This is a genomic window from Pseudonocardia xishanensis (assembly GCF_039541715.1).
Classification (GTDB): domain Bacteria; phylum Actinomycetota; class Actinomycetes; order Mycobacteriales; family Pseudonocardiaceae; genus Pseudonocardia; species Pseudonocardia xishanensis.
Map to the genome: position 1 here is coordinate 58,447 of NZ_BAABGT010000072.1, position 12,630 is coordinate 71,076.

Genomic DNA, 12,630 nt, shown 5'->3' on the forward strand with positions numbered 1-12,630 from the left:
ACCTCGCGACCATGAGACTCGCACCGGCGGCATTCGTCCTGTTCTGGAGCTCAGGGTTCGTCGGCGCCGAGCTGGGCACCGGCTACGCGCCTGCCGACACCCTCCTCACCTGGCGCTACGCCGCCGCCGCTGCCCTCCTCTGGATCGTCGTGCTCGTCCGACGGGCGCCGATCCCGCGGGGCGCGACCGCCCGCCAGGCCCTGCTGGGCACGCTGGGCCAAGTCCTGTACCTGGGCGGGGTGGTCACGAGCGTGGGGCTCGGGGTGCCCGCCGGGACGGCCGCGCTGATCGCCGCGCTGCAGCCCCTGGTCGTAGCGGTCGCGGCCGGTCCGGTGCTCGGCGAACACACGACCGGGCGACAGCGGCTCGGGCTCGTCGCGGGGCTGGCGGGCGTCTCGCTGGTGGTGGCGGGCGACCTCGGTCCCGGGACCGCCCCGACCTGGGCCTTCCTCCTGCCGGTCGGCGGGATGCTCGCGCTGTCCGCCTCGACGCTGCTGGAGCGCAGGCTGCGCCCGCCGGAGACCCCGCTCGTGGCGATGGCCCTCCAGGTGACGACGGCCGGTGTGCTGATCTCGCTGGTGACCGTTCTGCTCGGTGACCTCCGGCCGCCCGCGGAGCCCGGGTTCTGGGGCGCGGTCGCCTGGACCGTGGTGCTGTCGACCTTCGGCGGCTACGGGATGTACCTGGTGGTCCTGCGCCGCAGCGGCGCCACCCGGGTCTCGACGCTGCTCTACCTGACCCCGCCCACCACCATGCTGTGGACCTTCCTGATGTTCGGCGACGTGCCCGGGGTGCTCGCGGGCCCCGGCATCGCGCTGTGCGCGGTCGGGGTGTGGATGGTGCTGAGCCGCCGGCGCGAAACTGTCGGTGGGTCGGGCCATGATGGGTCCCGTGAGCGCACTCGACGGGTTCTCCCCCGCGACCAGGGACTGGTTCCGGGGCGCCTTCGCCGCGCCCACGGCCGCCCAGGAGGGCGCGTGGAGTGCGGCGCAGGCGGGGCGGAACGCGCTGGTCGTGGCCCCCACGGGCTCCGGTAAGACGCTCGCCGCCTTCCTCTGGGCGCTGGACCGGCTGGCGGCGGAGCCGCCCGCGCCGGTCGAGCAGCGCTGTCGGGTGCTGTACGTGTCGCCGCTCAAGGCCCTCGCGGTGGACGTGCAGCGCAACCTGCGGGCGCCGCTGACCGGTATCCGGCAGGAGGCGCAGCGGCTCGGTGCCGCTCCGCCGGACATCACGGTGGGGATGCGCACCGGGGACACCCCGGCGGACGAGCGGCGCCAGTTCGCCCGCACCCCGCCGGACGTGCTGGTCACCACCCCGGAGTCACTGTTCCTGATCCTCACCTCGGCGGCGCGCGAGTCGCTGCGCGGGGTGGAGACCGTGATCGTGGACGAGGTGCACGCGGTGGCAGGCACCAAGCGCGGCGCGCACCTGGCGCTGTCGCTGGAGCGGCTGGACGAGTTGCTCGAGACGCCGGCGCAGCGGATCGGGCTGTCCGCCACCGTCCGCCCGCTGGACGAGGTGAGCACCTTCCTCTCCGGCGCACGCCCGGTCGAGATCGTGCAGCCGAAGACGCCCAAGACCATCGAGGTGCGGGTCGAGGTGCCCGTGCCGGACCTCGCGGCGCTGGACGAGCGGCCCGCCCCCGGCAGCGCGGACGAGGAGGTCATCGGCTCGGCGGCCGGTGGCGCACAGCGGCCGTCGATCTGGCCCGCGGTGGAGAGGCGGCTGCTGGAGCTGGTGCGGGAGCACCGGTCCACGATCGTCTTCTCCAACTCGCGGCGGCTCGCGGAGCGGCTCACGGCGAAGCTGAACGAGCTGGCGGCCGCCGAGGCCGAGGCGGAGGACGCGGTCGATCTCGATCGCTTCCCGGCGGAGGCGATCGGGCAGTCCGGGGTGGGCGGGGGCGCACCGCCGGTCGTGGCGAAGGCGCACCACGGGTCCATGTCCCGCGAGCAGCGCACCCTGGTCGAGGAGGAGCTCAAGTCCGGGCGGCTGCCGTGCGTGGTGGCCACGTCGAGCCTGGAGCTGGGCATCGACATGGGCGCGGTCGACCTGGTCATCCAGGTGGAGGCGCCGCCGAGCGTGGCGTCCGGGCTGCAGCGCGTCGGCCGCGCGGGCCACCAGGTGGGCGCCGTGTCCCAGGGTGTGGTCTTCCCGAAGTTCCGCGGCGATCTCGTGTCGTGCGCGGTCGTCGCCGAGCGCATGACCGGCGGCAGGATCGAGTCGATGCGCTACCCGCGCAACCCACTGGACGTGCTGGCCCAGCAGATCGTCGCGATGGTCGCGCTGGAGCCGTGGCAGCTCTCCGACCTGGCCGCGATGGTGCGCCGGGCGGCGCCGTTCGCGGCCCTGCCGGACTCGGCGCTGCACTCGGTGCTGGACATGCTGGCCGGGCGGTACCCGTCGGAGGAGTTCGGCGAGCTGCGCGCGCGGATCACCTGGGACCGGGTGACGGACGAGCTGAAGGGCCGCCCCGGCGCGCAGCGTCTCGCCGTGACGAGCGGCGGCACCATCCCGGACCGCGGCCTGTTCACCGTCATGACCCCGGGCGGGGCGGACGGCGCGGGCTCGCGGGTCGGCGAGCTGGACGAGGAGATGGTCTACGAGTCCCGGGTCGGGGACACCTTCCTGCTGGGCACCTCGAGCTGGCGGGTGGAGGACATCACCCACGATCGCGTGATCGTCACGCCGGCGCCGGGCGAACCCGCGCGGATGCCCTTCTGGAAGGGCGAGTCGATCGGGCGGCCGCTGGAGCTGGGGCGTGCGGTCGGGGCGTTCGTGCGGGAGATGGCGGGCCTGACCGATGGGGAGGCCCGCGAACGGGCCGCCGCCGCGGGCCTGGACGCGTGGGCCACCGACAACCTGCTGGCCTACCTGCGCGAACAGCAGGAGGCGACCCGGCACGTCCCGAGCGACCGCACGATCCTGGTCGAGCGTTTCCGGGACGAGCTGGGCGACTGGCGGCTGGTCGTCCACTCCCCCTTCGGCTCGCAGGTCAACGGGCCGTGGGCACTGGCGATCGCGGCCCGGATGCGGGAGCGGCGCGGGGTCGAGGTGCACGCCGCGGGCGCGGACGACGGGATCGTCCTGCGCCTGCCGGACGCGCCGGACGACTCGGGCGCCGAGATCATGCCCACCGCCGAGGACGTGCTGCTCGAACCGGGTGAGGTCGAGCAGATCGTGGTCGGGGAGCTGGGCGGGTCCTCGCTGTTCGCGTCACGGTTCCGCGAATGTGCCGCGCGGGCGCTGCTGCTCCCCCGCCGCGATCCCAAGCGCCGCAGCCCTCTGTGGCAGCAGCGCCAGCGCTCCGCGCAGCTGCTGGCCGTGGCCGGGAAGTTCGAACAGTTCCCGATCACGCTCGAGGCGATGCGCGAGTGCGTGCAGGACGTCTACGACCTGCCGGGCCTGCGCGAGCTGATGACGGACATCGGGTCCCGCAAGGTCAAGGTCGTCGAGCTGCAGACACCGGCGCCCTCGCCCTTCGCCCGCAGCCTGCTGTTCGGCTACATCGGGATGTTCCTCTACGAGATGGACGCCCCGCTGGCCGAGCGCCGGGCGGCGGCGCTGTCGCTGGACTCCACACTGCTGGCCGAGCTGCTGGGCTCCGAGGCGATCCGGGAGCTGCTGGACCCGGAGGTGCTGGCCGAGGTCGAGGCCGCGCTGCAGCGCACCGCGGAGGACCGCCGGGCCAGGGACATGGAGGGCGCGGCGGACCTGCTGCGCTTCGTCGGGGACCTGTCGGAGGCGGACGGGCTGGCCCGCGGCGTCCAGCCCGCCTGGCTGGCCGAGCTGGAGGCCCAGCGCCGGGCCATCCGCGTGCGGATCGCGGGCGAGGAGCGGTTCGTCGCGATCGAGGACGCGGGCCGGATCCGGGACGCGCTCGGCGCCCCGCTGCCCGTCGGCGTCCCGGAGACCTTCACCGAGCCCGTGCCGGACCCGCTGGGTGACCTGGTGCTGCGGTACGCGCGCACGCACGGGCCCTTCACCGCGGCCGAGTGTGCGGCGCGGTTCGGGCTGGGCGTCGCGGTGGTGTCGGGGGTGCTGGACCGGCTCACCGGCGTCGGGCGGGTGGTGCGCGGTGAGCTGCGCCCGCAGGCTGTGGCATCCACCCCGAGCCCCGGCACCGTCGAGTACTGCGACGCCGAGGTGCTGCGCAGGCTGCGCCGGGCGTCGCTGGCTCGGCTGCGGGCCGAGGTCGAGCCCGTCGAGCAGCGGGCGCTCGGCCGGTTCCTGCCCGCGTGGCAGGGCGTGCAGACCGGCGCCGGGGGCGAGCGGCGGGGCCGGATGCGGCGCGCGCCCGGCGCGGAGGACGTGCTGGGCGTGGTCGAGCAGCTGGCCGGGGCGCCGCTGCCGGCGAGCGCGCTGGAGTCGCTGATCCTGCCCGCGCGGCTGCCGGGCTACACCCCCGCCCTGCTGGACGAGCTCACCGCGGCCGGCGAGGTCACCTGGACCGGGTGCGGACCGCTCGCGGGCAGCGACGGCTGGCTGGCGGTCGCCCCGGCGGACGTGGCCGACCTGCTGCTGCCCGAGCCGGAGACCGAGGTCGCGGGCACGCCGCTGCACCGCGCGCTGCTGGGTGTACTGGGAATGCCGGAGCTCGGCGAGCCCGCGGTGGGTGGGGGCGCGTTGTTCTTCCGCCAGCTCGCGGACGCGGCGGGCGCGGCGCTGGTCGCCCAGGGCGAGGAGACACCGGTCGACTCCGCGACCGAGGCCGCGATCTGGGACCTGGTGTGGGCCGGGCTGCTCACGAACGACACGCTCGGGCCGCTGCGCGCGCGGCTGTCCGGCGGCGGTGGGCGCAAGGGCGCCGCGGCGCACCGGACCCGGCGCACCGCGGGGCGCGGGCGGTACGCACAGCTGCGGGCGGGGCGGCCGCAGATGCCCAGCCGCACAGGGCCTCCCTCGGTCGGCGGGCGCTGGGCGCTCGCGGTGGACCGCGAGCCGGAGGCGACCCGTCGGGCCCACGCCAAGGCCGAGGCGTTCCTGGAGCGGCACGGCATCCTCACCCGCGGGGCGCTGGGCACCGAGCGGGTCTCCGGCGGGTTCGCCGGGGTCTACAAGGTGCTGCGGGCGATGGAGGACTCCGGGCGGGTGCGCCGCGGGTACGTGGTCGAGGGGCTCGGCGCGGCACAGTTCGCGGTGCCGGGTGCGATCGACCGGGTGCGGGCGATGTCCTCACCGGACGGTCCGGCCGTGGAGCCGACGGGCGCCGGGTCCGTCGGCGGGGCGGGCGAGGCCGGGTCGCGCGCGGCCGGTCCCCCCGCCGGGCGCGGAGCCGGGTCGGAGGGCCTCGACCCGGAGGAGCTCGGGTTCGGGGACGAGGCCGGACCCGGCCGCACCCCCGGGGTCGCGGCGGGTCCCGGGCGCGGCGGCGGTCCGGGGCGGGGTCGCGGGTTCGCCCCCGCAGGCCCCGAGCTCGCGGGGGCCCGGCTGTCCCGGGTCGTGCTCGCCGCGGCCGATCCCGCCCAGCCCTACGGCGCCGCCCTCCCCTGGCCCGGCACGATCGGCGAGTCGAAGCATCGGCCCGCGCGCAAGGCGGGGGCGCTGGTGGTCTTGGTGGACGGGGCACCCGCCCTCTACGTCGAGCGGGGCGGGAAGTCGCTGCTGTCCTTCACCACGGACCACGAGGAGCTCTCGGCGGCGGCGCAGGCGCTGGCCGGGGCGGTGCACGAGGGCTGGCTGGGTTCACTGGCCGTCGAGAAGGCGGACGGCGGGGGCGCGCTGGGTTCCGAGCTCGCGGACGTGCTCACCGAGGCGGGCTTCCGCGTCACGCCGAAGGGCCTGCGACTACGCGCCTGACCGTGGAGCCCGCCGAACCGGGCGGTCCCGCGATCCGGTGAACGGGTCGGCGGGGTGCAGGCAGGGAGCGGGCCGGACATGATCGGGTCGGTATGCCCGAGCCCGACTCCGCCGATGTGGGAGGCCCCGTGACCACCACCGACTACGCTCTCGATCCCGAGCTCGCCGCGGCGTTGCCCGAGCTCCCCGCGCTCGATCTCACCGACCTGCCTGCCGCGCGGACCACGCTGGCGGCGATCCGCTCCACGCTGCCCGCGCCGGACGAGAGCGGTGTGCGGGTCACCGACATCGCCGTGCCGGGGCCCGCGGGAGCACCGGACGTGCCGTTGCGGATCTACCGACCGGAGGTCGTCCGGGGTACCGGCGGGATCCTGGACGTGCACGGCGGCGGGTTCGTCATGGGGGACGTCGACGGGTCGCACGCGGCGAACCTGGCGCTGTGCCGGGCCGTGGGGGTCCCGGTCGTCACGGTGGAGTACCGGCTCGCGCCCGAGACGCCGTACCCGGGCCCGCTCGAGGACTGCTACGCCGGTCTGACCTGGTTCTCCGAGCACGCGGACGAGGTGGACGTCGATCCCACGCGGATCGCGGTGCACGGGACGAGCGCGGGCGGCGGGCTCGCGGCGGCACTCGCGCTGCTGGCCCGGGACCGCGGCGGCCCGGAGATCGCGTTCCAGTTCCTGGCCATCCCGGAGCTGGACGACCGGCTGGAGACCCCGAGCATGCGCGCGTTCGTGGACACCCCGGTATGGAACCGGCCGAACGCCGTCGTGAGCTGGGAGTGCTACGTCGGCGCCGACATCCGCGGCACCGACGCCGTGCCCCCGTACGCGGCCCCCGCCCGGGCGACGGACCTGACCGGGCTGCCGCCTGCGTACGTCTCGGTGATGGCCTTCGACCCGCTGCGGGACGAGGGCATCGCCTACGCGCTCGCGCTGCAGGCGGCCGGGGTGCCGGTGGAGCTGCACCTGTACCCGGGCACCTTCCACGGGTCCACGCTGGTCCCGGGCGCGGCCGTCACGAAGCGGATGGCCGTGGAGAAGTACACCGTCCTGGGGCGGGCGGTCGCCTAGAGGGCCGAGGCCGCCTGCCAGTCCGGCCAGCTGAGCTCCCAGTCCCCGTAGGTGTCGTAGAGCGGCAGGGACGGGCCGCCCGAGTTGGTGATCTCGACGACGTCCCCGATGCCGAAGTGGTCGAAGAACCACTGCGCGTCCGCGGGGGCGAGGTTCACGCAGCCGTGCGAGACGTTGGAGTTGCCCTGCTGCCCCACCGACCACGGCGCGGAGTGGACGAACTCGCCGTCGTTGGAGATCCGCAGGTCGAGGTCGACCTTCTCCTTGTAGTACCCGGGCTGACCGGCGCAGACACCGTAGGTGCAGGAGTCCATGACGATGGACGGCTGCTTGTCCGAGATGACGTGGGGTCCGGTGTGCGACGGGAAGCCGGGCGCGCCCAGGCTGATCTGCATCGTCTTCACCAGGGCGCCGTTGTCGAAGATCTGCATCTGCTCGGTGGCGCCGTCCGCCTTGGCGACCCAGGCGTCGTGCACCTTCAGGGTCAGGGTGCGGTCCGTGGAGCCGTAGACGCCGTCGCCGAGGTCGACGCCGAACATCGCGGCCTTCAGCGTGATCGCGGTCCCCGGCTGCCAGTACTGCGGCGGGCGGTAGTGGACCTCGGTGTCCGAGATCCAGGCCCAGCCGCCGGCCTGCGCGGGGCTCGTGGTGACCGTCAGGGCCTTCTCGGCGGCGGCGCGGTCGGTGATCGCATGGTCGAAGCGGACGACGAGCGGCTGCCCCACCCCCACCGTCGGCACCGAGTTCGGGGCGGGCACGAACGAGGGGTAGGCCTCGGCCTTCGGGGCGATCGTGTGCACCGTCTCGTCCGCGTGGCCGGGTGTCCGGTCCGCGGCGAGGGTGTCCACGGCGACCGCGTAGGTGGTGCCGTAGGCGAGGGCGCCGGTGGAGGTCCAGGTGTGGGCGTCGGGGGCGAGGGTGCCGTCGACCGCCGTGCCCTTCGGGTCCGTGACGCGGACGGTCTGCGCGGTCCCGTCCGTCACCGTGACGGTGATCGGCGTGGTGGGGTTGAGGTCGGTCGCCGAGACGTGCACGACCGGTGTGGGAGCCGGTGCGGCGGGTTCGGCGAGCGGGAGGAGCCCGTCGGACCCCAGCGCTCCCGCGGCGGCCGGGTGCGTGCCGAGCAGCACCCCGAGCACCATCGCGGCGGCCACCGCCACGCCGAGCGCGGCCGCGCCCCAGCTGACCCTCATCCCTGTGCCCCACCCCTCGTCGTCCGCCAGCCATCATGCCCACGTGACGGCCGTCGCACGGGAGCGGTGCGCAGACGTCCGGTTCGGGTGTTTCCGCAGGCGGACGAGCCGGACAAGGCTCACGAACCGACGGCGGCGACCAGGTTCCGGAAGGACTGCTGCAGCGAGGTGAAGTCCGGCCCGCAGTCCTGCGGGCCCCCGACGGGCGCACCCCCGGTCGCGACGCAGGTGTCCTGGGTCAGCCTGCCCACCGCTCCGTCGACCGCGTCGGCCGCCGCGACGAGCGCGCCCGGCGAGGCGACCGCTCCGCTCTCCGCCCGCGCGGCGGGTACCACGTTCTGCACCTCGCGGACGAACCGCGAGCAGTTCGGGTAGGCCTGCGCGCCGGGCTGGGTCAGGCACTCGTCCAGCGCCAGCGAGGCCAGCTTGGTCCGCAGCGCGGGCAGCGTGGCGCTCGGCCCGCCCCCCGAGCTCGGGGCCGAGGTCGTCGCCGCACCGCACCCGCCGAGCACGAGGGAGGCGACCAGGACGACGACGACGCGCGCAGTTCTCACCCTCGCGACCGTAGGCCGCGACCGGCTCCTCCGCTCCGCCGCCCTCGCACATCGCGCCGAGCGGGCGGTCCGCCGGTAGGTTCGAGTGCGTGCCCGAGGGTGACACGGTCTTTCTCGCCGGGAAGCGCCTGCACGCCGCCCTGGCAGGCCACGAGCTCGTGCGCGGCGAGCTCCGACACCCCCGGCTCGCCGCGGTGGACCTGACCGGGCTCGGCGTGACGGGCGTGGCGTCGGTGGGCAAGCACCTGTTCACCCGCTTCGACGACGGCACGAGCCTGCACTCGCACTTCCGGATGGACGGCTCCTGGCACCTCTACCGACCCGGCATGGCGTGGCGGCGCCCGGCGTACGAGGCCCGGGCGGTGCTGGAGGTGCCGGACCGGGTCGCCGTGGGGTTCGCCCTGCACGACATGGAGCTGCTGCCCACGGCGGAGGAGGACCGGCTCGTCGGGCACCTCGGGCCGGACCTGCTGGCCCCCGACTGGGGGCCCGAGCATGAGGCCGAGGCGCTGCGCAGGTTGGCGAGGCGCGGCGAGCACGAGCTGGGGCTGGCCCTGCTGGAGCAGCGGGTGATGGCGGGCGTGGGGAACCTCTACAAGACCGAGGTGTGCTTCCTGCTCGGGCTCACCCCGTGGACGCTGGTCCGGGACACCCCCGATCTGTCCGGGGTGATCGCCCTGTCCCGCACGCTGCTGCTCTCGAACGCCGACCGCCCCGAGCAGACCACCACGGGTTCGATGCACCCGGACCAGGCCCACTGGGTGTTCGAGCGCGGCAACCGGCCGTGCCGCCGCTGCCGGACCCGAGTCCTGACCGCCGAGCAGGGCGACGGCGTGTACGCCCGCCCCGCGTACTGGTGCCCGCGCTGCCAGCAGGGCCCGGCCCCCGCGCCGAAGCGCCCTCGCCGCCGCTGACCGGCACGGACCCCGTTCGCCGGATCGCCCCCGCGCCGGCGTCGTGTTTGACTCGGCGGACGCCGGTCGGGGCCGCCGAACCTCGGGAGACCCGTGTCCACCGCCGCACCGAGCACGTTCCGTCTGGCCCTGCCGTTCCTGCCGGTGGGCGCGGCGCTGTTCTGCATCCAGCTGGACTTCTTCTCGCTCAGCCTGGCGCTGCCCGCCATCGCCGCCGACCTCGACCGCACTCCCACCGACCTGCAGTGGCTCGTCAGCGGGTACATGCTCGCGCTCGGCTCGCTGCTCATCCCCGCCGGTCGGGCCGGGGACGTCCTGGGGCGGCGCAGCGTGCTCGTGGCGGGCATCGCGCTGTTCGGCCTGACGTCGCTGGTGTGCGGTCTGGCCTCGTCCGTGCCGCTGCTGATCGGGGCCCGGATCACCCAGGGCGTCGGCGCAGCCCTGATCATGCCGACGGCCTTCGCCCTGGTCACCAACGCGACGGACGAGGTGGTCCGGCCGCGGGTCACCGGGTTCCTGCTCGGGATCGCGGGGATCGGCACCGCGCTCGGCCCGGTCGTCGGCGGGGTGCTGGCCTCGACCGCGGGCTGGCGGTGGGTCTTCCTGCTCAACGTCCCGGTGGCCGCCGTGGCGGTCTGGCGGGCGCTGGCGCTGCCGGACTCGCGCGAGGCGGGGACGTCGCGGTCCCTGCGCGGGCTCGACTGGTGGGGTGTGGTCACCGTCGTGGGCGGGCTCGCGGGGGTCAGCCTCGCGATCGACGACGTCTCGGCCCAGGGACTCGCCTCGGTCGAGACACTGGTGCCGCTCGTCGCGGGTGTGCTGCTGCTGGCCGCCTTCGGGGCGCGGGAGACGCGCGCGGCCGCCCCGCTGGTCCGGCCCTCGCTGCTGCGGGACCGGCTGTTCGTGGTGCTCGCGGTCGCCGGGACCGTCGCGAACATCGGCTCGTGCGTCTACATCGTGGTCGCGACACTCGACCTGCAGACCGTCCGCGGGTTCTCCGCCGCGGCGGCAGGCGTGCTGTTCTTCGTCTCCTCCGTCGGCCTGGCCGCGTGCGGGCCGCTGGCCGGACGGCTGTCGGTGCGGTTCCCGCCCGGGATCGTGATGGGCGTCGCGCTGCTGCTCGCCGCGCCCTCGCTGGTCCTGTTGGCGGTGGCCGGGCCGGTCCCGCTGTACGTCCTCGCGCTGGCGGCCTGCGGGATCACGACGGGCATGGGCTACTCGCTCGGCCAGCTCGCGGTGCAGAACGTGCTCCCGCCCGAACGCTCGGCGGAGGGCACCGGCGTGCTGCTCACCCTGCTGATCTGCGTCGGCGGGATCTTCGTCGTCGCGGCCGCGGCGGTGATCGAGGCGATCGGCGACGGGCGCTCCACCGCCCCGGGCATCGCGGCCGTCCTCGCGGGGATCGCACTACTACTGCTGGTGGCGGGCGTGGTCGCCGTCCTCATCGAGCGGGCCCGGATCGCGGGCTGAGACGACGAACGGCACCCCCGCCGCAGCGGGAGTGCCGTCCGGGACGAGCGGATCAGGCGGTGCCGGGCTGCTCCTGGGCCTGCGGAGTCGTCTGCGGGGACGCCGGGATCTGCTGGGTGGGCTTCTCGCCACCGGTGATGGAGTTGCCCGCCATCGAGGCGCGGATCTGGTCCAGCCTGCTGGCGCCCGCCATGTCGACGGTGGCCTGCTGCACCTCGAGCATCCGGCCCTGGACCGAGTTCTGGGCCAGCTCGGAGGCGCCGACCGCGTTCGCGTAACGCTTCTCGATCTTGTCCCGCACCTCCTCAAGCGACGGGGTGTTGCCCGGCGCGGAGAGCTCGGTCATCTGCTGGAGCGACTTGGCCGCCTGCTCCTGCATCTTCGCCTGCTCGAGCTGGCTGAGCAGCTTCGTACGCTCGGCGATCTTGGTCTGCAGCTGCATGGCGTTGCGCTCCACGGCCTGCTTGGCCTGCGCCGCCGCGCCGATCGACTGGTCGTGCAGCGTCTTGAGGTCCTCGACGGACTGCTCCGCCGTGACGAGCTGGGTCGCCGTGGCCTGCGCGGCCTGCTCGTACTGGCCGGCCTTGACCTCGTCCCCCTGGGCGCGGGCCTGGTCGGCCAGGACCAGCGCCTGCCGGGCCGACGCCTGCAGCTTCTCGATCTCCCCCAGCTGCCGGTTGAGCTTCATCTCGAGCTGGCGCTGGTTGCCGATCACGGCGGCCGCCTGCTGCGAGAGCGCCTGGTGCTGACGCTGTGCATCCTCGATGGCCTGCTGGATCTGCACCTTCGGGTCCGCGTACTCGTCCACCTTCGACGAGAACAGCGCCATCAGGTACTTCCAGGCCTTCGTGAAACCGTTGGCCATCTGCTCCGCCTACCTCCGAGTACGAAAACCGGTCGAGCGGACCGCGTGTCCCCCCGCGACCGCCATCGTGGCATCGCGGACCGGGCTGCCGCCACCGCGCACGGACGATATCGGGGATCGTCCGGAGGTCGCCGTCGGGGCGACCCTGGCCCAGGCTACCGGGCGCGCCGGGGTGCCCGGGAGAAGATCCGGGAGATCCGGACGAACCGGGCTCAGGCGGCGGACGCCACGGGCGTGCCGGGGCGTGCGCCCGCCAGCCTGCCGCCCACCGGAGCGAGCCGCAGGTCGGCGTGTCGCTGCCCGATCGGGACGAGCGTGTCCGTGCGGCCGACGAACTCGACGGCGGTCATCTCCTCGACGACCTCGGTGAGCAGGTCCGCCAGCGAGACGTCCAGCGCCTCGCAGATCGCGGCCAGCAGCTCGCTGGAGGGTTCCTTGCGGCCCCGCTCCACCTCGGACAAGTAGCCCAGGCTGACCCGGGCGGCGCGCGACACGTCCCGCAGGGTGCGCTTCCGCAGGGTGCGGGCACGCCGCAGGCTGCCACCGATCGCCTCACGCAGCAGCAGAGCCATTCGCCCACCCCTCCTCGTCGACCCGAGGGCCGCACCGTCGCACCGACGGCGTGGGTCCACCGTACCGAGTCCGGCCCCCGCTCGTCCCCGCACGACCCGTCCGCTGTCGGCGAACAGCGACCGTCCGGCTAGCTGTCCTACTTACGGAGGTTGGTGACGCGGTGGGCAGGGTGACACGCCCAGGCGAATG

8 protein-coding genes and 1 pseudogene are annotated in these 12,630 nt (G+C 74.8%); 5 read left to right on the forward strand and 4 right to left on the reverse strand.

Annotated features, from left to right (window positions below):
• Positions 1-11: 11 nt before the first annotated feature.
• From ABD993_RS23430 to ABD993_RS23440, 3 genes and pseudogenes are all read left to right on the forward strand, one after another.
• A pseudogene (locus ABD993_RS23430) lies at positions 12-785 on the forward strand (DMT family transporter); the annotation flags it as partial.
• A 97-nt stretch (positions 786-882) separates the two neighbouring features.
• Positions 883-5,799 carry an ATP-dependent helicase gene (locus tag ABD993_RS23435; RefSeq protein ID WP_425569117.1) on the forward strand — a complete coding sequence of 1,639 codons (4,917 nt, stop codon included), beginning with the start codon at positions 883-885 and terminating at the stop codon, positions 5,797-5,799.
• Between the two features lie 92 nt (positions 5,800-5,891).
• Positions 5,892-6,872 (forward strand): alpha/beta hydrolase, encoded by a 981-nt coding sequence (locus tag ABD993_RS23440; protein ID WP_345422383.1) that lies wholly within the window; start codon positions 5,892-5,894, stop codon positions 6,870-6,872.
• On the opposite strand, the gene ABD993_RS23445 is transcribed toward ABD993_RS23440, so the two are convergent.
• Positions 6,869-8,065 (reverse strand): L,D-transpeptidase, encoded by a 1,197-nt coding sequence (locus tag ABD993_RS23445; RefSeq protein ID WP_345422386.1) that lies wholly within the window; start codon positions 8,063-8,065, stop codon positions 6,869-6,871. The two genes, ABD993_RS23440 and ABD993_RS23445, sit on opposite strands and share 4 nt — an antisense overlap.
• 119 nt (positions 8,066-8,184) lie before the next feature.
• Positions 8,185-8,619 (reverse strand): hypothetical protein, encoded by a 435-nt coding sequence (locus ABD993_RS23450; protein WP_345422389.1) that lies wholly within the window; start codon positions 8,617-8,619, stop codon positions 8,185-8,187.
• Between the two features lie 89 nt (positions 8,620-8,708).
• On the opposite strand from ABD993_RS23450, the gene ABD993_RS23455 reads away from it, so the two are divergent.
• Together ABD993_RS23455 and ABD993_RS23460 are read left to right on the forward strand one after the other, a co-directional pair.
• On the forward strand, positions 8,709-9,533 hold the full coding sequence (locus tag ABD993_RS23455) for a DNA-formamidopyrimidine glycosylase family protein (protein ID WP_345422392.1): 825 nt from the start codon (positions 8,709-8,711) through the stop codon (positions 9,531-9,533).
• A 93-nt stretch (positions 9,534-9,626) separates the two neighbouring features.
• Complete coding sequence (locus ABD993_RS23460) at positions 9,627-11,003, forward strand: MFS transporter (RefSeq protein WP_345422395.1); 1,377 nt, start codon at positions 9,627-9,629, stop codon at positions 11,001-11,003.
• Positions 11,004-11,055: 52 nt separating this feature from the next.
• Here ABD993_RS23460 and ABD993_RS23465 read toward each other — a convergent pair whose 3' ends face one another.
• Positions 11,056-11,868, reverse strand: coding sequence for a PspA/IM30 family protein (locus ABD993_RS23465; RefSeq protein ID WP_345422398.1), 813 nt, complete (start codon positions 11,866-11,868; stop codon positions 11,056-11,058).
• Positions 11,869-12,080: 212 nt separating this feature from the next.
• Entirely contained in the window at positions 12,081-12,440 is a 360-nt protein-coding gene (locus ABD993_RS23470; protein WP_345422401.1) for a helix-turn-helix domain-containing protein, read from the reverse strand.
• Positions 12,441-12,630: the final 190 nt, after the last annotated feature.